The 21,011-nt window shown below is 55.3% G+C and carries 20 protein-coding genes and 1 tRNA gene; 10 read left to right on the plus strand and 11 right to left on the minus strand.

The window, feature by feature from the left end; genetic code table 11:
* Nucleotides 1-10: 10 nt before the first annotated feature.
* The gene (gene gntH / locus ACR0CZ_RS06165) at nt 11-1,477 is read right to left on the minus strand and encodes a guanitoxin biosynthesis MBL fold metallo-hydrolase GntH (protein ID WP_223116882.1); all 1,467 of its coding nucleotides are present in this window, start codon (nt 1,475-1,477) and stop codon (nt 11-13) included.
* Nucleotides 1,478-1,501: 24 nt separating this feature from the next.
* Nucleotides 1,502-1,714, minus strand: a complete 213-nt coding sequence (locus ACR0CZ_RS06170; protein ID WP_223116881.1) for a hypothetical protein — start codon at nt 1,712-1,714, stop codon at nt 1,502-1,504.
* 99 nt (nt 1,715-1,813) lie between these two features.
* On the opposite strand from ACR0CZ_RS06170, the gene ACR0CZ_RS06175 reads away from it, so the two are divergent.
* The 3 genes from ACR0CZ_RS06175 (at nt 1,814) to ACR0CZ_RS06185 (ending at nt 4,041) form a co-directional block, all read left to right on the plus strand.
* On the plus strand, nt 1,814-3,154 hold the full coding sequence (locus ACR0CZ_RS06175) for a tetratricopeptide repeat protein (RefSeq protein WP_170392507.1): 1,341 nt from the start codon (nt 1,814-1,816) through the stop codon (nt 3,152-3,154).
* Between the two features lie 404 nt (nt 3,155-3,558).
* Entirely contained in the window at nt 3,559-3,702 is a 144-nt protein-coding gene (locus ACR0CZ_RS06180; RefSeq protein WP_170392506.1) for a hypothetical protein, read from the plus strand.
* Between the two features lie 120 nt (nt 3,703-3,822).
* Complete coding sequence (locus ACR0CZ_RS06185; RefSeq protein ID WP_170392505.1) at nt 3,823-4,041, plus strand: hypothetical protein; 219 nt, start codon at nt 3,823-3,825, stop codon at nt 4,039-4,041.
* A 182-nt stretch (nt 4,042-4,223) separates the two neighbouring features.
* Here the strand turns inward: ACR0CZ_RS06185 and ACR0CZ_RS06190 are convergent.
* Nucleotides 4,224-4,298, minus strand: a tRNA-Gln gene (locus ACR0CZ_RS06190).
* Nucleotides 4,299-4,668: 370 nt separating this feature from the next.
* On the opposite strand from ACR0CZ_RS06190, the gene ACR0CZ_RS06195 reads away from it, so the two are divergent.
* Nucleotides 4,669-5,178, plus strand: a complete 510-nt coding sequence (locus tag ACR0CZ_RS06195; RefSeq protein ID WP_170401952.1) for a ferritin — start codon at nt 4,669-4,671, stop codon at nt 5,176-5,178.
* A gap of 27 nt (nt 5,179-5,205) precedes the next feature.
* Here the strand turns inward: ACR0CZ_RS06195 and ACR0CZ_RS06200 are convergent, their stop codons facing one another.
* Entirely contained in the window at nt 5,206-5,694 is a 489-nt protein-coding gene (locus ACR0CZ_RS06200) for an SH3 domain-containing protein (RefSeq protein WP_480503753.1), read from the minus strand.
* Nucleotides 5,695-5,863: 169 nt separating this feature from the next.
* Here ACR0CZ_RS06200 and ACR0CZ_RS06205 point away from each other — a divergent pair, with 169 nt between their 5' ends.
* The 4 genes from ACR0CZ_RS06205 to ACR0CZ_RS06220 all read left to right on the plus strand — a co-directional run bounded on the left by ACR0CZ_RS06205 (nt 5,864) and on the right by ACR0CZ_RS06220 (nt 12,338).
* Nucleotides 5,864-6,850, plus strand: a complete 987-nt coding sequence (locus tag ACR0CZ_RS06205; RefSeq protein WP_170392503.1) for a 2-hydroxyacid dehydrogenase — start codon at nt 5,864-5,866, stop codon at nt 6,848-6,850.
* 27 nt (nt 6,851-6,877) lie between these two features.
* Entirely contained in the window at nt 6,878-8,275 is a 1,398-nt protein-coding gene (locus ACR0CZ_RS06210) for an FAD-linked oxidase C-terminal domain-containing protein (RefSeq protein WP_170392502.1), read from the plus strand.
* An 86-nt stretch (nt 8,276-8,361) separates the two neighbouring features.
* Entirely contained in the window at nt 8,362-9,690 is a 1,329-nt protein-coding gene (locus ACR0CZ_RS06215; RefSeq protein WP_170392501.1) for a hypothetical protein, read from the plus strand.
* Nucleotides 9,691-9,830: 140 nt separating this feature from the next.
* On the plus strand, nt 9,831-12,338 hold the full coding sequence (locus ACR0CZ_RS06220; RefSeq protein WP_170392500.1) for a GcvT family protein: 2,508 nt from the start codon (nt 9,831-9,833) through the stop codon (nt 12,336-12,338).
* A 69-nt stretch (nt 12,339-12,407) separates the two neighbouring features.
* On the opposite strand, the gene ACR0CZ_RS06225 is transcribed toward ACR0CZ_RS06220, so the two are convergent.
* The 3 genes from ACR0CZ_RS06225 to ACR0CZ_RS06235 all read right to left on the minus strand — a co-directional run bounded on the left by ACR0CZ_RS06225 (nt 12,408) and on the right by ACR0CZ_RS06235 (nt 14,533).
* Entirely contained in the window at nt 12,408-12,743 is a 336-nt protein-coding gene (locus ACR0CZ_RS06225) for a carboxymuconolactone decarboxylase family protein (RefSeq protein WP_170392499.1), read from the minus strand.
* Between the two features lie 72 nt (nt 12,744-12,815).
* Complete coding sequence (locus tag ACR0CZ_RS06230) at nt 12,816-13,469, minus strand: DUF938 domain-containing protein (RefSeq protein WP_170465111.1); 654 nt, start codon at nt 13,467-13,469, stop codon at nt 12,816-12,818.
* A 2-nt stretch (nt 13,470-13,471) separates the two neighbouring features.
* Nucleotides 13,472-14,533, minus strand: a complete 1,062-nt coding sequence (locus ACR0CZ_RS06235; protein ID WP_170392497.1) for an NAD(P)/FAD-dependent oxidoreductase — start codon at nt 14,531-14,533, stop codon at nt 13,472-13,474.
* 203 nt (nt 14,534-14,736) lie between these two features.
* Between ACR0CZ_RS06235 and ACR0CZ_RS06240 the strand changes: the two genes are divergently transcribed.
* Together ACR0CZ_RS06240 and ACR0CZ_RS06245 are read left to right on the plus strand one after the other, a co-directional pair.
* On the plus strand, nt 14,737-15,147 hold the full coding sequence (locus tag ACR0CZ_RS06240) for a hypothetical protein (protein WP_170392922.1): 411 nt from the start codon (nt 14,737-14,739) through the stop codon (nt 15,145-15,147).
* Between the two features lie 3 nt (nt 15,148-15,150).
* Nucleotides 15,151-16,383, plus strand: a complete 1,233-nt coding sequence (locus tag ACR0CZ_RS06245; protein WP_170392496.1) for an HlyD family secretion protein — start codon at nt 15,151-15,153, stop codon at nt 16,381-16,383.
* Between the two features lie 195 nt (nt 16,384-16,578).
* Here the strand turns inward: ACR0CZ_RS06245 and ACR0CZ_RS06250 are convergent, their stop codons facing one another.
* The 4 genes from ACR0CZ_RS06250 to ACR0CZ_RS06265 all read right to left on the minus strand — a co-directional run bounded on the left by ACR0CZ_RS06250 (nt 16,579) and on the right by ACR0CZ_RS06265 (nt 20,988).
* A complete protein-coding gene (locus tag ACR0CZ_RS06250) occupies nt 16,579-17,769 on the minus strand; it encodes a S41 family peptidase (protein WP_170392495.1) in 1,191 nt (396 codons plus the stop codon).
* Nucleotides 17,770-17,875: 106 nt separating this feature from the next.
* Nucleotides 17,876-18,949, minus strand: a complete 1,074-nt coding sequence (locus tag ACR0CZ_RS06255) for a BMP family ABC transporter substrate-binding protein (protein WP_170392494.1) — start codon at nt 18,947-18,949, stop codon at nt 17,876-17,878.
* Between the two features lie 34 nt (nt 18,950-18,983).
* On the minus strand, nt 18,984-19,904 hold the full coding sequence (locus ACR0CZ_RS06260) for an ABC transporter permease (RefSeq protein WP_170392493.1): 921 nt from the start codon (nt 19,902-19,904) through the stop codon (nt 18,984-18,986).
* 1 nt (nt 19,905) lies between these two features.
* Nucleotides 19,906-20,988: an ABC transporter permease gene (locus tag ACR0CZ_RS06265; protein ID WP_170392492.1), complete on the minus strand. Its 1,083-nt coding sequence runs from the start codon at nt 20,986-20,988 to the stop codon at nt 19,906-19,908.
* Nucleotides 20,989-21,011 lie beyond the last annotated feature (23 nt).

Below are 21,011 nucleotides of genomic sequence, written 5' to 3' on the forward strand. Positions count from 1 at the left end.
CGATCTCCTCTCAGTCTTCATCACGCGAGCCGATTACATCCGAAACTTTGATGGTAAAGTCCTGCGGCCAGTCCCCGCCGGGTGCTCGGAAAACGTCAGTTGGGTAGTATTCGCGTGGATCGATCTCCATATCTCGATACTTCTGGTCTTGCTGGTCTGCGCGGGTGAGTCTTGGGTTCGGTAATGTGATTTCATCCGGAAGCTCAATACGCCCGGCCTCGGCCGCCGCAGCCAGTTCACGAAATGGTGGCACAGTACCGGATTTTCCGGGCAGTGCAGCTTTCCTGTACCAGATTGCATCCTTGGTTACGTTCACAACGGCTACATCGAGACCCCATTGGAACAGACCGTCGTAGTGGGCGCGAATACCAGCCAGCATTTCAGCGTCGATGTCTTCATCCTGGGTATAGTGTGTCACCATTCCCAAACGCGGCCTTGTGTCAGCAAAGAGCTTACCCACGGCATAGTGGGAGGTGTGATGCGTATCGATAGTGTAGTTAAAGAGATCTTGTGGGATACCGTATTTGTAGGTCATCAACTGACCAATATCCTGCCCCGACATTTCGGTTACAAAGACATCAACGCCTTCGCCGTATTTTCGTGAAAGCTCATCCGGGCGTCCATCGCCAGTCCATACAAAGCTCAGACCATTCCAATCGAGCCGATAACCAACCGCACCGTCCTTGGCATGGCTACGTGGCCAAGACCGAACAGTCACACCGTCTTCGTCATAAACGATGCCACCTTCCTGGCGGAAATCAAATTCATTGACTTCGATCTCGTAGCCGTCCCCAATCGGGAAAACATCAAAGGCCTCCAGATGCCATTTGAGCATCTGTTGCATGCCTTTGACCATTCCGGCTGTGCCAAGCTCGGGCGTTCGACCTGACGGCCCATGGATGCGTAGTGGCGTGTAGCCACCCGACCAGGCACGGAAGGGGTAAATATACGGAATGTCAGCATAATGGTCGACATGCAGGTGAGAGATGAAGATGTCGTTGATCAACTGCCCAGGCACTTGCATCGCAATGATGTTGCGGACACAACCGGACCCAAAGTCGAAGAAGAACCGTTTTCCATTCCCCAACTCCACCATGATACAAGTACCCGCCTGATCTTCGCGCGGCGGATATGGTGTTGAGCCGCAGAAAGAGATGCGCATCTCATCTGGCCCCAACTCCTCACTAAGCGGAAAATAGTTCGCATTTGAACCGGTCATGTACTTCGTAGGACGGAAGTAATCCGGCAATGATATGCCACCTGCGGGTCGACCACCATATGGGTTCTTGAGTGTTTCTCCTAGTGGGCCGCCTCCTTCGTGGGCCTCGGCAGTTCCTGCCGCAAACCCAGCTGCCCCTGTGGCAGCCGCTCCAGTGGCCAAGCCCTTTAGAACACTCCGCCGCGACGGGTCTTCAATTTGATCTGACGCCTGAACCTGTTTGTCGTCCTGGTCTTTTCTATTGTCTTCCTTTGTCATGGATTGGTCCTCAGTTAGAGTATCTCACAGGTTGCGCTTCAACATCCGGCGAAGCTCGTTGATGAGTTCAGATTTGATGTGGGCCCATTCGGCGCGCTCTGAGGCCGTGATCGATGCGTCTTTCGAAAACGCAGATGCTTTATTCAGGTCCTCGATGACCTCGCCGAGTAGTGCATCCGTTTCGATGCGCCTCGAGAGCACATCAGAAAGTTCCGGAATTTCTTCAATCAGGTCCACCGTCACTGGAAAAATCCCGACACCCACTATCTATTCTCAAATCAAGATGAGTGCGGTTGACCGCAAAGGCCAAGTGAGTCACCGTGAGTTGGGGGTAAGTTGACATTGAACAAGTCAAACGATTTGCCAATAAATCAACAAGTTGGCCAACCTTCTCCGGAACTCATCCGGGAAGCTCTGAGTCGAATTGTATCAAGCGACGGGTTTCAAGCTTCACCCCGACTCACGCAGTTTCTCACCTATATAGTCGAGGAAACTCTATCTGGTCGAAGCGCTCAGATTAGAGGCAAAGCTATCGCTGTTGAGGTCTATGGGCGGCGCATAGATGGTACTGGTGGTCAAAACCTGGTTCGAGTTGAGGCTAGGCGACTGCGTCGTCTTTTACATCAGTTCTACGAAGATCACTGGGACGGCAACGGAGTTCGCATTTTTGTTGATCCCGGCGGATACAAGCCGCGGTTTTCATACGAATCTACAATTGAAGACCGTACATCAAGTGAACTGAAGAGCGACAATCCAGTTGGCCGTTGGCGTTCGCGGCAACTGCTGCCTGCTGGACTAGGTGTTGTTGCATTAGTCGCTGTGCTTGGCATCTGGATGAGCCAGGATAACAGGGAGGTTGTGCCGACAATTCGATCCATCGAGAAAGCAGAACGTGTGGCGCTTGGTGAACAATCATTGACGAGACTCCAGGCGGCCAACATTGCAGACCAAGCCCGAGGCATGTTTTTTCCCGTTTTTGATGTCAAACGTCAGCAGATAGCACTGGGAATGTTCCAGCACGCGATGGAACTCGATCCGGCTCTGTCCGACGGCTATGCCGGCTCAGCGCAGGTCCTGGCGATCCTGGCGGTGTTGTCGCCGGATGAATCACAAAGGGATGATTTCTCCAATCAAGCTTCAGAAATGTCTGAAAAAGCGCTTCAGTTGTCCCCGGCCGACGCCTGGGCAAACAGCGCAAACGGTTGGGTGCTGGCTGTCAAAGACCAGCCGAACGAGGCATTGAAATACGCAAGGATGTCGGTCGAACTGGCGCCGAATGATGGCCATATTCTCGACCTTGCAGGTATCACCGCCATCTTGGCTAACGCCCCGGAATTCTCTGCCGAGGTTAGCAACCCGGATAGACCCAAATCAGGATCCGGTAGGTTTGGTGCGAGAAACATCTGGGGCGTCTCGCAACTTATGCTCGGGAACTACGAAAATGTTGTTGAAGCCTTTCAGGGAGCGCCAGCTGCTGGAGCGCCAGTCAGTGCTCCTTCGCTCTTGTTCCAAGCCGTTGCGCACGATCAGTTAGGAAATTCAGAAGAAGCACGACGGCTCGTTGCTGAAATGCGCAGGACATGGCCTGAGTTTCCGTCCGAGTTTCTCGCCGACAGGATTTTCCACAACGACATCAATACGCGGAACATAATACTAGAGGCACTGAGCAGATACTGACGAAACGTATCGCGACTATTGCCTCGAAAAGAGCGTCAAAATCTATTCAAATAGTTCCGCTTCGAAAGGGTAAGATGCCGATAAAATCGGCGATTGAACCGGACTACGCCGTTTGTGGATTGAGGGTGGACATTGCAGACTTGCAGAGTCTGCCTGCCGCGCATAGCCGCCGCTCATGAGGCGCAGTGTTGCTGATGCAGCGAACGGCAGTTTGGTGGCCAATTTGCTGCATCAGCTAGAACTCATAAAGTGACTAATGGCGGTAGTGGCTCTATCTGCCGAAATTGTCTGGACTTTGGTCCGTAAGAAAGCGGTACTGAAATCGCCAATATTTGCCCGGAACAGCCGGGCTCCGCTCAGTACAGGGCGCAGGATCAGCCTGTGTCCTTAGAGTGGAGACATAAATGACAACTTCATCCGATACAGAAATCAATAAATCGCCTGCCAAATCCGCGCGAAACAAACTGACGCGTCAGCAACAATTACAGAAACAGCTGTGCCGCAAGGCAGGTGCCACGATTGCGCAGATGCGGAACGCCTTTGGCTAACAACCGCATTCAGCACGCGCAGCGATTTCGATGATGCGCAAGTCAGGACATATTGTTGAGCGATCAGGATCTGACAAAAGCACAGTCTACCGGATTGTGAAGGCGCGCCGGTGGTTGGCGATGATCAATGATGGCAGAGCTTTCTCAGAAATCGTTCAAGAAGAAGGTAGCTCCAAACGCCGGGTGCAGGATGTGGTCGATCTGGCCATGCTGGTGCCTGATGCTCTGGATGCCATCGATTCAGGCGAACAAACTGATGGCCTGACAATGGACTACCTGATCAAGTCGGGATTCCCGGTGATCTGGTCATATCACCACAAGCGCTTCTCTGCCCTCTGATCTGCCGCCTCTCCGAAACACACCAAACTCGTACCGTCGGAATCGCGACCTGGGACTGTGGTCGGAAATCGACCACTGTTGCGCACACGCTCGGGTCTCAGTTGAAATTGCTGGATCTTAAGTCGCTGAAAACACGCTATAATCGGCGTGCAACTTCTCGGTATGTGATTTCCGGGAAATCATGGCTGGGGTGGTAGGATTCGAACCTACGATACACGGTACCAAAAACCGCTGCCTTACCACTTGGCTACACCCCAACGGTGAGCGGCTATCTACGACTGTTGCTTTCAGGGTTCAAGGGCTTTTTTGGACAATTTTGATGTGGATATGCAATTTAGTTTGATGGCGGTTGGATCGTCGGGATGGTCGAGTAGTGGTCAGGCGATTGTTTGAGGCGAAGCTAGATCTCTAAAACGAAAATCCAACTGGCAATCCTTGGTTTTGCGGTCGCGAGATACAATCCGCAATGCGCCACAACGCTCGTTCCTGCGACTGCGTTTCAATAGCACAAGAATTGGATTAAATTATTGATTAATAGCGATAAAAATTACCTTTATCAGTTGAATGTCTTTGGCTTCGGACCTAGCTAGATAAAGTCCGCTAACCAGCACGAAAAAGGAGCGAGCAATGAAACTGAACCCGCAAGTTGCAGAAGCATTGAATAAGCAGATCAACAATGAGCTCCACGCTTCGTACACCTACTTGGCGATGTCGGCTTATTTTGAGGCGCAGGATCTGCCTGGATTCGCCAGTTGGTTTCGGGGGCATTCTGCCGAAGAGGAAACCCATGCAATGCGTATATTCGACTTTATCGCCAAGCGGGGTGGGAGGGTAAATCTCGACGGCATCGCAAAACCGCAAACGGACTATGAATCACCCGTTGATGTACTGGAGCAGGCGCTGGCGCAGGAGCAAACCGTGACGGGCCAGATCAACGCGTTGTTTGAGCTGGCGCATGAGGTCAAAGAATACAGCACACAGAATATGCTGAACTGGTTCCTGGCCGAACAGATAGAGGAAGAAGACCTGTTCACATCGATCCTGGATAAGGCCAAGGCGGCCAGCGGGGACCGATGGAACCTGCTGTTGTTGGATCAGGAACTGGCCAAACGCGGCAGCGCTGCAGGCGCGGAGTAGCTCAGTCGGCGCTGTCGCGCACGCACGTCATTCCCGAATCTCGGTGGGGTCGACCCCCCAAAGATTGCTTTTCAGGGTCCAGCCGCGATAGCCGCCTGCAGAAATGCGGCACCAATCGGGTGAGCACTTTTCAAGCCGGGCGACGACGCCGGTTTCAAAATGCGCATTCACCTGCGATTTGGGATCAGGCATCGCGTAAACCGGCAGCAAGTCGGCTTCGATAAGGACTGTCCGCACACCTGAAAGCAGCGCGTAATGCACCCAACCCCCGGCACCGTCTCGATCCTGAACCTTGCGCCAGTTTCCATATTCGGCCGTGATCTGCAGCGGCATGCCACGGCGTTTGAACACCCAATCGATTCGGTGAGTCAGCGAAGGGCCGCGACGGACATTACCCTCGGCGGCTTTCATCGAGACATATCGCGGAAGCGGTAGATTCGTCACTGGACCGCGTTTTTCCTGCGCGGACACGGCCACTGCGCCGAGCACGAGCAGGAAAACCGATATCAACACCACAAAATGGCGGTTCACTGAAAAACTAGCACTCACTGCCTGTCTGCTCTTATGCCTGTGGATCGTATGCAAAAAAGGTTGAGACGATGCCCAAGGGGTTCTTGTGCCCCGTGTAATCCTGCGCCACGATGCCATGGCGCGCGGCAGTTTGCAAAGCGGTAGGAGGGTCAAGGTGCCAAGAGAACGTCTGAGTGTTGTCGTTACGCGACGGTTGCCCGAAGCGGTGGAAACACGGCTAAGCGAACTTTTCGATGTAAAACTGCGTGACACCGACGATCCCATGACTCGCGAAGAGCTGGTGGCGGCAGTGAACACAGCAGATGTGCTGGTTCCGACGATAACCGATACAATTGATGGCGGTATCCTGGGGCAGGCTGGTGAGAAATTGCGACTGATCGCCAATTATGGTGCCGGTGTCGACAATATTGATGTGGCGACGGCGAGGCAGCGCGGGATCCTTGTCTCGAACACACCAGGAGTACTGACTGACGATACTGCAGATATGACTATGGCTCTGATCCTGGCGGTTACACGACGTATCCCCGAGGGGTTAGGTGTGATGCAAAAGGGCGATTGGGCCGGTTGGGCCCCGACGGCCTTGCTGGGTGGCCGGGTCGGTGGTCGCCGCTTGGGTGTTCTTGGGATGGGCCGGATAGGGCAGGCCGTTGCGCGACGTGCAAGCGCGTTTGGAATGCAGGTTCACTATCACAACCGCCGCCGGTTGCGCCCCGAGATTGAACAGGAACTGGAGGCGACCTACTGGGATAGTCTTGATCAGATGGTGGCGCGGATGGACGTCATCTCGATCAACTGCCCGTCGACCCCTTCGACCTTTCATTTGATGAATGCGCGGCGTTTGAAATTGATGAAACCCACGGCCGTGATCGTGAATACATCACGCGGTGAAGTCGTCGATGAGAACGCCCTGACACGCATGATCCGCGCCGGTGAGATCGCGGGCGCTGGTCTGGATGTTTATGAACAGGGCACGGATGTGAACCCACGCCTCCGGCAATTGCCGAATGTGGTGCTGCTGCCTCATATGGGCTCGGCTACGCTTGAGGGTCGGATCGAGATGGGTGAGAAAGTCATTATCAACATCAAGACCTTCGAAGACGGTCATCGCCCGCCAGATCAGGTTGTGCCTGCAATGCTTTAGGCTGTGGCCTGAGAAAAGGGGAACGCAATGGTTCAGGCAACCGCTTTGCCGCGAAACGAGGCCGGGATCGACACGGCGCTGGGAATTCTGAAGCAGAGGTTCGCAGGCCGGCTGCAATCTGGTGCTGCGATCTGCGAGCAGCACGGGCACACGACAACGTGGATTGAAAACCAGAGTCCGGACGCAGTCGTCTTCCCGCATTCAACCGAAGAAGTGGCCGATATCGTCAGGACCTGTGCCGAGCACAAGGTGCCAGTCATCCCGTTCGGAACAGGCACCTCGCTCGAAGGTCATGTAAACGCTCCTGCTGGTGGCATATCCGTCGATCTGAGTCAGATGAACAAGATATTGGCGGTCAATGTCGGTGATCTAGATTGCGTTGTCCAACCGGGTGTCACCCGAGCTGAATTGAACACCCATCTGCGGGATCAGGGGTTGTTCTTCCCGATTGATCCGGGCGCGAATGCGTCGCTAGGTGGCATGGCCGCGACACGCGCGTCTGGCACCAATGCTGTGCGTTATGGGACAATGAAAGACAATGTGCTTAGTCTTGAGGCCGTGATGCCGGACGGGCAAGTGATCCGCACCGGGCATCGTGCGCGCAAATCTTCGGCGGGTTTTGATCTGACCCGCTTGCTAATCGGTGCCGAGGGCACGCTGGGAATAATCACCGAAATCACATTGCGATTGCAGGGTATCCCCGAGGCCATCAGTTCAGCTCGCTGTTCGTTTCCATCGGTGGATGCAGCCTGTCAGGCTGTGATGATGACTATTCAGTATGGTATCCCGGTTGCGCGGATCGAATTGCTGGACCAGATGTCGGTCAAAGCTGCAAACGCTTATTCGGGACTGGATTTGCCAGAAACGCCACTGCTGCTGCTGGAATTTCACGGTTCGGACAGCGGTGCAGCGGAACAGGCAGAGACCTTTGGCCAAATCGCGGAAGAATTTGGTGGCAGCGATATCACCACCACCACGACAACCGAAGAGCGCAACAAGCTGTGGCAGGCCCGGCACGATATGTATTGGGCCAGCTTACAACTGCGCCCAGGCGCGCGGGGCATTTCTACGGATGTATGTGTTCCGATCTCGCGTTTGGCCGAATGTGTGACCGCCGCTCAGGATAAGGCCGCTGAATTGGGTTTGCTGGCCCCGATCGTGGGTCATGTTGGTGACGGTAACTTCCATACACTTCTGTTAATCGACATGGATGACGCAAAAGAGGTCGCAAGTGCAGAGGAATTCGTCGGTTGGCTAAATGATCTTGCAATTGCGATGGAGGGCACCTGTACCGGAGAACACGGAATCGGGCAGGGTAAACGCCCCTATCTGGTGAAAGAACTTGGTGCGGCGACAAATTATATGGCGGCGATCAAAGCAGCGCTGGATCCCGATAACATCATGAATCCGGGCAAGGTACTCTGACCGCGATTGTTGGGCTCGGCCATAACAGCGCCTCAATTTTAGGTGAATGATCTGGGAAAGAGCAGTATTTGATTCCGAGGTTATTCATGGGCGCGTTGCGTTTCATTGGGTTTTTGCTGATTGCCGTCGTGGTTGTCGTAGGTCTGGATTATTATCAGCAGGATAAGAAAGTCGAAGGCAGGTTGTCCTTCAACGGATATGTCGACACGATTAATCAGCGGTTCAACTTGTATCAGGCGGAGCTAGCCGCGGAAGAAGTTGAACGCGAAAGGCAGAAGCGTTGGCGTGAGGGGGCCAAGCCGTACCTGCCGGATTCGGGCGAAGGATGGGTGCGTCGTTCGATCGTGGATGCAGATTTTACACGCGATGCCCGAGAAGGTGTTTTGCAGGACGGAATAAGTGAAGCTGCTCGTCCAATTGCAAAAAGAGTTGCTGTGCAAGAGACCGAACAACTGGCCAGAAAACTCGATAATTCTAGTTGGGTCTACGAAAGCGGCGAGCATACGGTCTGGCTACAGGCGAAACTCAGGAAAGACGCTAAATCCAATACACTGACTGGCAACATCGTCAGGTCTGTCGAAGGGTTGGGCGCAGGATCGAGTGGCTACACTCCATTCGGCATAATTGGTGGTGCTGCGTATTTCAGGTTTGAAAACAGCCGATACAAACCCGTCACAGTGAAAGATCGAAAGTTTTGGTCAATGATCACGGCGAGCCTGACGGACCTTGAGGTCGAACCTCGGTTTGAAATCTACAAGGCCACAATCGGACTGGGCGAAGAAATTCGTTTGCAAGTCTATTCCGATGCACCAGCGCCTATGCTGCGAGCGTTTCTAGATCGATTGGATTATGACGGATTGAACGCACTGCTTCAAAAGCAAGTGCCTAGCGTCGGCAACGATACCGTTTTTGATGCTGAACGAGAAAGTGAACTGGCGACAAACATGGCCGCCTTGCGCGGCGAGTTTGTCAAGCTGCGCAGCGAGCTGGCGCGTTTGAAGCTAGAAAACATTGATGGGTTGTCTCTCGTCGCAAATACATTGGCCGCGCAATACGGTTTGCCGGCAGACACCTTCGACTTGACCGCGAACAGAATCGAATCTGCGGATGATTTGGTCCAGGTCGGATACCGCAAAGGACTGACAGATTTGCTTGAAGACGAGATGCAGCAGGCAGACAGAGATGACGAGGGTTTCTTTGGAAATTTGTTCGCCAAATTCAAAGATCAGGAAACCTCTGAAGAAGTCGCATCTGTAAACGAAAATGAAGGCTTCCTGTCCGGGCTGTTGTCAGCCTTTGGTAGCTCTGACTCTGAAGCAGAAACTGCCGTGCGGGTAAACCGAGGCGGTTCCGGAACGGGCATTGATTGCGCAACCACCGGAACGTTCAAAAGGTGCAAATTGGGGGGCGGATAACACGTCAGATCGACTGTTGGAAAGCGACCTGGTGCAACGCTCAGGTCGCTTTTCTTATATCACTGGTCGGATGAATGTCGCGTCGAGCCCCTCAAATGCGCCATATGGTGTCAAATGAATTCAAGGGGAGACACCCGGCTATGAAAACCCAAGTCAAAGCACTGGTCGTTGGCGGCGGCGCCGTCGGGACCTCGATTGCCTATCACCTTGCCAAAGCGGGCTGGGATGATGTGATGCTGATCGAGCGGGACGAACTGACATCCGGTTCCACCTGGCACGCAGCGGGCCTGTTGCCGTTGTTTAACATGTCGTATGCCACGACCCACATCCACAAGTACTCAGTCGATTTCTACAAGACACTAGAGGAAGAAACCGGCTTGAATGCAGGCTTCGCCGTAGTCGGAAACCTGCGTATGGCACAGACGCAAGAGCGTATGGATGAATACATGCTCTATGCATCCACAGCGGAAACTTGTGATGTTGCATATGAGTGGCTGACGCCCGAGCAAATCAAGGAACGTTGGCCTCTGATCGAAACTTCCGACTTGAAAGGCGCGATCTATCACACTGAAGACGGCTACATTAACCCTGCGGACGTGACCCAGGCGATGGCCAAAGGTGCGCGTCAGCGCGGTGTCGACATCGTTCGCAAGATGCAGGCCGATGCGTTCCGCTGGAATGGTACTCACTGGGAAGTCACCTGCACTAAGATGGTCGAAAAGGGTGGCAACCTCATTCCGTCAGATGAGCAGGTTGTGATCACCGCCGAACATGTTGTGACCGCGTCAGGCAACCACGCACAGCGGACCGCGAAAATGCTGGGTATCAAGATGCCCGCGATCCCGGTCGAGCATACCTTCATCGTCATGGACAAAGACCCCGAGCTGGTCAAATGGCGTGAAGCGGGCAACCCCGAGCATCCAGTTGTGCGTGATGCCGACAACGAGTCGTATGCGCGCGAAGAACGTGGCGGCTGGATTCTGGGTATCTACGAACATGGCGCTCCTGCGCAGTTCGAACACGGCGTGCCGGACAGCTTCCGCGCTGACCTATTTCCGCTGGATCTGGATCGGATCGCCGATCAGTACATGGCGATGGCCGAACGCGTGCCTTCCTGCGCTGAGTCCGGTCTGAAAGACGATTTCAATGGTCCGATCTGCTACACCCCCGATGGCAACCCGCTGGTTGGTCCGGCGCCGGGCCTGCGCAACATGTGGCTGGCCGAGGGCTTCAGTTTCGGCATCACCGCTGCAGGCGGCACCGGCTATTATCTGGCTCAGATGATGGTCGATGGCGAAGCCGAGATCGACATGGCTTCGCTGGACCCCAAGCGGTATTCGTCGAACTGGATGACCACCGAGTTCGCGGCGCGCAAGAACGAAGAGTGCTATGAGCACGTCTACATCCTGCACCACCCTGACGAAGAGCGCGAAGCCTGCCGTCCGCTGCGCACCGTTCCGGCCTACGACCGTCAGAAAGCGCGTGGCGCACAGTTTGGCTGGGTCAACGGCTGGGAGCGTCCGAACTATTTCGGCCCGCTGGACGCGTCGGACAACTTCGACAAGGAAAGCCGTTCGTTCCGTCGTGGTGGCTGGTGGCAGTATGCCGTCGAAGAAGCCAAAGCGATCCGCGAAGGTGTTGGCCTGATCGACGCCTCGGCCTTTACCAAGCATGTCGTCAAAGGCCCCGGTGCGACTCAGTTCCTTGATTGGTTCACCTGCAACAAGCTGCCCAAGGTCGGTCGTATCAACCTGACCTACGCGCTGACCTCGCATGGCACTACCCGCACCGAATACACCATCGTCCGCAACGGCGAGAGCAACTACTACATTGTCTCCGCCGGTGCCTGGACCGAGTATGACGCCGACTATCTGCGCAAGGCGGCCGAGGACAAGATGGAGGAGTTCGGTTACATCGAAATCCAGGACGTGACCACTCAGTGGGGCGTCTTCGCCATCGCCGGACCCAAGTCGCGTGACGTTTTGAAAGAGGTCATCAAAGACGCCGATCCGGAAACCGCGCTGTCCAACAAGCGCTTCCCTTGGTTGTCGGCCCGTCAGATCGAACTGGGCATGTGCCCGGTCAACGCGATCCGTGTGGCCTACACTGGTGAGCTGGGCTGGGAACTGCACCACCCGATCGAGATGCAGAACTATCTGTTCGACCTGCTGGAGAAGGCCGGTGAAAAGCACGGCATGAAACTGGTTGGTGCCCGCGCCCAAAACTGGCTGCGCCAGGAGAAATCCTATCGCGCCTTCGGCACCGAACTGGGCCGCGACGCGACCCCGCTGGAAGCTGACCTGCCGCGCTTTGTTGATCTGTCGAAAGACTTCTACGGCAAAGCCAAGCTGGAAGAGACCGGCGTGCGCGTGAAGTGCTGCACTCTGCTGATCGACGGACCAGACGATGCCGACCCCTGGGGCCGCGAGGCGCTGTACACGCCGGAAGGTGAGCGCGTGGGTCGTTTGACCTCGGGCGGGTACTCGGTGGCGTTCGAGAAATCCATCGGCATGGGGTATGTGAAGCCTGAGCTGGCGGTCGAAGGCACCAAGCTGCAGGTCAAAATGCAGGACAAGCTGTGGGATGCGGTCGTCACTTGTGACAGCCCGTATGATCCGAAGAACGAGGTCATCCGCAAGGACGGCTGACGCTTCCAAGAAATAAGGCGGTACTCACGTAGCACCGCCTACTAAAAGCCCGCTCTCGGTGGGCTTTTTTCATGCGCTTAATTCATCAAAGCAGTCTAGTGCCTTGGCGGCATACATCATGGACGGCCCACCGCCCATCTGGATGGCCATTGCCAGAACGTCCGAAATCTCATCGCGGGTGGCTCCTGCCTTGGCCAACGCCTCGGAATGCAGGGTAATGCAAGGCTCACACCGTACTGCGATTGACATGCCTAACGCGATGAACTCTTTGGTTTTGTAGTCCAGCGTCCCGCCTTCCTTGACAGATTTTCCCAGCGCCCCGAAGGCACGCGCCGTATCAGGAATGGCTCCGTTAAGGTTACGCAAGCTTTTGCGCGTTTCGTTCAGTGAATCCTGCCAGCTCATTATCACGTCCTTCTTGATACATATGATAATCTGCATATGAATGGTGAAGAGCAAAGCAGACTTTGATCCTGATCAGATTCCAGTTTTTTGGGCGACAAATGCCAAGTTGTTCGCAGGCATCTTTACGATTTTGACCAGTTCGAGGGCGTTGTCCTTTAACATTGACAATATATGTGTGTCGTCTTTGTACCCGATCTCAGGGTCTTGTTGGACCAGTGCGTCGTGAAATCGCTGGTCGCCATCGCTTGTCAGGTGTCCGTCACGTTTGAAAGGGCCATAAAGCACCAAACGCCCATCCGTTTTCAGAGCGCACGCTGCTTCGGCAACGAGGGTTTCAGCCTCGGGTAAACTGATCAGGTGCAAGAGGTTGATCAGTAAAACCAAATCTTGCTGCGCCATTGATTTGTGCCAACCCTCCGCAGTTGCATCCAGATGAACGGCTGCGGCGGTGTTTGGTAAACCCTTGGTGTACGCATCGATGCTGGCGCGCCGTTCGGAGGTGACTTCGCTGGGTTGCCAATGCAACCCGGGCATCCGCTGGGCAAAGGCCGAAATGTGTTGTCCGGTTCCACTGGCCAGTTCCAGGGCCTGTCCTGATGACGGAGCGACCCGTGCCAGAAGATCGCACAGCACAACCGTGTTTCGGCTGGCGGCTGGGGCGACGAGTTTGCTGCCGTCGCCCTCGGTGGCGACGCTGGCATTTGAGGGCAGTTTGCGTTTTGTCATCGTTACAGCCTACCGGGTGTCAGCGCTTTCACAATCGCCGCATCAAGGCGCGGCGACGCGCCAGTCACAAGATCCGCCACAAGTTGCGAGGCAGCAGGAGCGGTCTGAAACCCATACCCTCCCTGTGCTGCCGACCAGATAAACGATGGATCGGTTGGATCAGGTCCGAGCACCAGCGTGCCATCGGCAACAAAACTACGTAACCCCGCCCAATTGGTTTCTACCCGAGTTACAGTTTCAGTAACCATCGCTTCGTATCGTGCCAGTCCTTCTGCGAGAACCATGTCATCGGCGTAAGCGTCATGGGGTGTGGTTGGGTCCGCCTCGCAAGGCGAGACCAGTAGCTTGCCCGCATCAGGTTTGGCGTACCAGCTCTCGCCTGCGCCCAGCATCATTGGCCAGTTTCGCAGGTCATGTCCGCCCGGTGCGGGGATGCGCGCAATCGATCGACGGTAAGGTGTGATCCCGATGGGGGAGATTCCTGCCATCTGCGCCACCTCATCGACCCAGGCTCCGGCGGCATTTACCAGATTGCGTGCCTCAAAGGATTCTGAGGTTTCGACGGACCAATGAACCGATTTGCGGATGCTGCTGACCCTCTGACGGGTCAGGACTGAACCGCCATTCTTACGGACGGTTCGCGCAAAGTCCTGCAGGACGCGATCTGTATCGATATCATATGCGCTATTACTTATGGCTGCATAACCGACAGTTTCAGCATTCAGGACAGGAATGTGTCCGATGGCATCTTCCGGCGAAATCTCTTGCACACCAAGATCTTGGGCGTCTTTTTGAAACAGCGCCTGTTGATCCCTTCCGCCAATCAGCATCAGGCCGCGTGGTGTGAGGTACGCATTTGTTTCAAAGAACGCAGCACTTGCCTCGTTCAATGCCTTGACCGAGTCTGGACCGTAACCCTTTTCGAACAGGGCGGCTGAACGACCCGAAGTATGATATCCTAATCCGTCCTCGGCCTCTAACACCGTAACTGTGCCGTGCTCTGACAGGCGCGCACCTGCGCTTAGCCCGGCGACACCGCCACCGATTATCAGAAAATCAATCATGCGTTTTGTTCCGTTTCCGGCCGCCAAGTGATCGAGCCGGTGGTAAGTTGACTGGCGACATTGGCGGACCATGGCACGCGTACTGCCAAACGAAAAGACACAAGCCCATCGCAATGGAAACTTGATCGTAGGCGGCCAGCCTGCTTTTAGTGCAAACAACATAAGATTCGGAGGCGGACGTGAACGCGGCAGATATTCACCCGATGGCAACGGGGCACATTCCGTCATATGTGACACAGGCAGATGGTAGCGACTTCCTCTTCACCTTCATGTTGTTTTTTACCGTCGGGATGGTCGTGCTGATCGGGGTTGCCTACTTCACGTTGCATTCGATCCCGGAAAAAATGGCGCATGAAACCAATCACCCGCAATTCCAATTGGTTGGGATTCTGGCGCTTTTGGCTTTGTTTACGCATAACGGCCTTTTCTGGGTTGCCGCCATCCTTGTGGCTGGGTTCCAGTTCCCTGATTTCGCAGCACCGCTGCGCTCGATTGCCGATGCCATCCGATCTTTGGCGCCTGGGCAGGACAAAGAACACGCTTCTCCCCCTCCTGAGCCGGAAACTGAGCCCGAACAATCCAAACCCTCCGAACCGGCAGCACAGGGGCACTGAACAATGATCGAGACGATGCTGTGCGCCCTGATTACCGTGCTTCCTGACTATCTGTTTCGCCGCTTTGTGCAGGGCAAACGGATCGGGCACGAGATCACGCTGTTCACCATGTGGTACGAGTTGCGCTGGGGGCTGACGACTTGCGCTATTTTGGCGCTAACCGTTATCACAACGCTGTTCTATTTTCACCCGTCCAGCAAAACAGCGGCTTCCTACTTCCGGACGGTAACGATCCTGCCGCAGCTAGGGGGGCGCGTTTCCGAAGTCTACGTGCGCAACAATGAACAGGTGACAGCTGGACAGCCGATTTTCCGGATCGAAGACTTCACGCAAACCGCGCAGGTCGAAGCGGCGCATGCCCAGATTGCTCAGGTTCAAGCCTCGTTGAAGGTGGCGGAAACCGATCTGGCCGAGGCTGAGGCCGGGATTGCAGGCGCGCGCGCAGCTCTGGATCAGTCGCTCGAAGATCTGGAACGCAATACCACCCTGCGTGACGAGGGATCCAGCGCGGTGCGTTTGGCCGAGATTGATCGGTTGGAAAATCTGGTTGCCGAGCGTGAAGCGCAGGTGAAAGCAGCCGTCTCAAAACGCGCAGCGGTTGTACAACAGATCGAAGAGCTGATCCCGGCCCAACTTGCCAGTGCCAATGCGCAGCTGGATGCGGCATTGACCGAGTTGGACAAGACTGTGGTAAATGCTGGAGTGACGGGCAGGGTTGAACAATTCGGGCTTCAGGTCGGCGACTATGTCAGCCCTTTGCTGCGCCCGGCGGGTATTCTGGTGCCATCCTCCTCCGGACATGACCGATTCCAGGCGGCGTTCAGTCAGCTTTCGGCCCAGGTGGTCAAACCGGGTATGATTGGCGAATTGGGCTGCATGACCAAGCCCTTTACCGTTATCCCGGTGGTTGTCGTCGAGGTGCAGGATGTGATCCCATCGGGGCAGATCAGGCCATCTGATGAGTTGCGGGACGTGCAGAGCAACACCAATCCTGGTTCGATCCTTGTCTACCTTGAACCGCTCTACAAAAGCATGGCCGATGATGTGCCTCCAGGCAGCAACTGTCTGGCGAATATCTATACGGATAATCATGCAAAGCTGGAGGATGAGAGCCTCGGCTTCTGGGAAAAATCGTTCCTGCATGTGGTAGACACGATTGGCGTCGTTCATGCGGCAGGCCTGCGCCTGCGACTGATACTGATGCCGGTGAACACTCTGGTGCTGGGCGGACACTAATTTCACGCCCTAGAAGCTGACTATTGCGGCGATTCAATCGCTTGAAGTCCTGACCCGACGACAGATGGGTATCAAAACGCTCGTGGCTAATATTGCCCACGGTCCGATGGTGTTGGGTCGCCAATAAGACTGGCCACCAAGTAGACCTTCGCCGTGCGTGCAGCATTTGCTTTCTTTGAATGCAGCTATGCGGACTTAGCGGCTGTTTAGCGATTTGCTCATGCTTTTGAGAACCCGTTGATGGAGCTCGGTTGGTGCATCCTCAACTGCAGGTCTTTCGACCCATTCCAAATCCAAGTTCAGTGATCCCGCAGGTACGATTTTTCTTGCGATTTCGGGCGGCGTGGTATCGTCAGTCGTTCCATTCTTCCAGTCGTGAAAGGCTGATGAGTAACGAACGACCGCTCCGCTGGTCGACAATTCGAGCAATCCGCCCTCGGCAAAGAACGTCAGTCTATCTCCCATTTCCTCACCAATAAGTTTGAGCCTGTTTCCCAATCGATGTTTGAGGATGGCTACAAACACTATCGCAGCGGAAAACGTGAATTTATCGACAAGCATAACAACCTGCTTGTTTGCACTTTCTGAGATCGCGCCGATCAAGGGCATCGTTAGAAGAAAGTCGCCACCAGTGTTTCCGCGAACATCAATTAGTAGTGTTTTGTTCGAGGATGCGCGCACACATTCCACCGCGGCTGAGATGGCTTTAGGCAGCGCACTTTCCCTCGGATCAAAGAAGCTTGGTAACGCTATTGATAGCCCTAGCTCTTGCCAGTCCTTTATCTCTACAAATATCTCGGGTTCCCAGGCTGGATCAGCCTTGCCGTGCTCGTTTCTCGGGTAGAGCATCGATCCAGGAACTGTATGTTCATTGGCCACTTTCAGATTGGCTATCCGCCCACTTTCGTCCTGCACACGGTACTCGGTCATGCCGCCGTTTGACGAAAAACCCAAACGTGCCAAAGCGTACGGCCAAGCCAGTAGAATCGGGCCGATGACCCGTTTCCTTTGGCACGTTCCCGCCAGAAATTTCTCTGCAGTGGCTTCAATCTGGCTCAAAGCTGAGCCGTTGACCGCTATCAACTCTCCTCGCGGTGCGGCTATCTCTGGCGCCGCGTCGATGAATTGAACGGAACGTCCAACGCTCACGAATCTCAGCGGTAGCACCGAGATCGCATCATTCGGGATCAGCCGTGTGTGCCCATTGCCGGGAAGTGCAAATAAACGCATCGCTGACAACAGGAAGGCTTCGACAGAGCCCTCTGAAGCATATTGCCGGGTTTCACCAATACAGTCGTCAATCACGGCCTTTTCGATCTGTCGAAAACTGGGATCGGTCGGCAGGGCAGTTTCTAAAATTTGGTTCAGGTCTTCCGTGAGCGACATGTTTCACGATGCGCATAGCCACTCGTCAATGTCCAGATTGGGCTCAGGGCGACTAAAAAGGCCCGCAAAAACATGCGGGCCTTGTTGTTAGTTTCCGGATCAGATTCTACTGCGGAATTTCGCCTTCCAGCCCCTCAACGTAGAAATTCATGCCCGCCAGCGTACCGTCATCGGCGGTCTCGCCTTCGGCCAGCCAGTCACTGCCGTCCTGCTTTTTCAGCGGGCCAGTAAAGGGGTGGTATTCACCGGCTGCCATCGCGGCTTTCAACGCCAGTGCTTCTTCTTTAACATCAGCCGGAACGGCGTCCGAAATCTCACCAATTGCTACCATGCCTTCCCGGATGCCATCCCAAGTGTTGGCACTTTCCCATGTTCCGTCCATCACGGCCTGGGTCCGCGCGATGTAGTAGGGAGCCCAATCGTCGATGATTGAAGACACACGCGGGAAGGGTGCGTATTCGCTCATGTCGGAGGCCTGGCCAAAGGTGACAACGTTTCCTGCCTCTTGCGCGGCTGCCTGCGGTGCAGTCGAGTCAGTGTGCTGCAGGATCACGTCCGCGCCCTGTTCGATCAAAACTGTGGCGGCGTCAGCTTCTTTCGCAGGATCGAACCAAGTGTAAGCCCAGACGATCTTGAACTCGACATCCGGATTCACCTTCTTGGCGTGGATATAGGCTGAGTTGATACCACGGATCACTTCAGGGATCGGGTAGGACCCGATGTAGCCGATGATATTCGATTCCGTCATTTTACCGGCGATGTGGCCTTGGACTGCGCGACCTTCATAAAAACGGGCCGAGTAGACCGAGACGTTGTCGGCGGTCTTGTAGCCGGTTGCGTGCTCGAATTTCACATCCGGGAATTTCTTCGCGACATTGATGGTCGGATCCATGTAGCCGAACGAGGTGGTGAAGATCAGGTCCGCGCCTTCCAGTGCCATCTGGGTCATCACGCGTTCTGCATCTGGGCCCTCAGGCACCGACTCGACGAACACGGTTTCAACCTTGTCGCCAAAGTGCTCTTCCACGGCCAGACGGCCCTTGTTGTGCTCATAGGTCCAGCCGCCATCGCCCACTGGGCCGACATAGACGAAGCCGACTTTGGTCTTGTCTTGGGCCATGGCCCCCGAGGCCAGACCCAGCGCCATTGCGGCGCTTGCCAAAAGTGTAGTGAATTTCATGTGTTACTCCCCAAGTTGGTTTAGTTGGCCTCGCTTAGTGCGAGGCATGGAAGGTCCGGCCCAATGCGGCAGGTGCGCTGCTCTTGTCGGCCGAAAGGATCACAAGCACAAGGATCGTGATGATGTAGGGCGACATTGCCAGATACTCGACGGGAATGGCAACGCCCGCTGCCTGCAAATTAAGCTGCAACACAGTGATGCCGCCGAACAAATAGGCGCCCAGCAAGACACGCCATGGTTTCCAGCTGGCAAAAACCACCAGCGCCAAGGCAATCCAGCCGACACCGGCAGTCATGCCCTCGGTCCACTGCGGCACGCGGATCAGGCTGATGTAGGCGCCGCCCAAGCCAGCGCAAGCACCACCAAACAGGATCGCCATGATGCGAATCTTGATGACTTTGTAGCCCAGCGCATGCGCCGCATCGTGGTTTTCGCCAACGGCGCGCAATATCAGGCCGATGCGTGTGTATTTCAGCGTGGCCCAGACGGCGGCCGTCAGGGCAATTCCGACGTAGAGGATCGGGTCGTGCTGAAACAGGATTGGTCCAATAACAGGGATATCGCTGATCACAGGGATATGGATTTCACCCATGCTGGGCGGCTTGATTCCTACGTAGCTCTGCCCCATCAGCGCACTGAACCCGAGGCCGAACAGTGTTAGGGCCAGGCCGCTGGCAACTTGATTGGCCAGCGCCACCTGCGTCAGCAGCACAAACAACAGCGATAGCACCGCGCCACCGATTGCTGCCGCAATAAAGCCCAGCCAGGGCGAACCGGTCTCGACTGAGATTGCGAAGCCGCTGATTGCGCCCACGATCATCATGCCCTCGACACCGAGGTTCAGGACGCCTGCTTTTTCGACCACCAATTCTCCGATTGCGGCCAACAAAAGTGGGGTTGCGGCCACCATTAGCGAGGCGACCAGAAGGACGGGGTTAATTTCACCAAGGTCCATATCACGCTACCTCGCTACGGGCCGCACGGATGCGGTAGTTTGTCAGAAGATCGAATGCCAGCAGGAAGAACAGAAGCATCCCCTGGAATACCTGAATGGCTGCGGCGGGCAGACCCAGCTGAGATTGGGCGATTTCACCGCCAATATAAGTCAACGCCATCAGGCCTCCGGCCAGCAGGATGCCCACCGGATGCAAACGGCCAAGGAAAGCCACGATAATCGCGGTAAAGCCGTAACCGACGTTGAAATCGATGCTGACCACGCCAGCAGGGCCCGAGACTTCGAACATCCCCGCAAGACCGGCCAGCGCGCCGGCCAGACCCAGACAGAACAAGATCAGGCGGGCAGGATTTACACCAGCGAACTTCGCCGCACGCGGGGCCTCACCTGTCAGGCGGATGTGGAAGCCCAGCATGTGCCGGTTCAGCAAGACATATGCAAAGATAACAGCGATCAGGGCAGTGACTACGCCCCAGTGCATGCCTGAACCCGCAATCAGCTCGGCATTATACGCGCTGTCGTAGGATTGCAGATTGCGCGAACCGGGAAAGCCGAACCCTTCGGGATTCTTCAGCAGGCCTAGCGAGACCGAGGCCAGCATCTGTTCGGCCACATAGACCAACATCAGCGACACAAGGATTTCATTGGTACCGAAGCGCACTTTCAGGAAGGCTGGGATCATCGCCCATAGCCAGCCGCCAAACGCGCCTGCAATCACCATGATCGGAAAGATGTAGAATGCATCCAGCGGATAGAATGCCAGACCAGCGCCCGCACCGAAAATGGCCCCCATAATGTACTGACCCTCGGCCCCGATATTCCAGATACCGGCGCGGAAGCCTAAAGACAGGCCGATGGCGATCAAAACCAGGGGCGCGCCCTTAACCAGCAATTGCGGCCGATAATAGAAGGCGAACTCGCCAAACAGGGGTTCCCAGAAAATGGTTCCAATAGCCTCGACCGGGTTTTTGCCCAGAATGGCGAACAGTATGCCACCAAAAACCATCGTCGCCAGGACCGCAACCAGAGGGGTGGCATAAGACCACGCCTTGGACGGCTGAGGCCGTTTCTCCAACACAATCATTTGCTCATACCCCCGCGTTTCTC

Source organism: Ruegeria sp. H9, assembly GCF_056532915.1.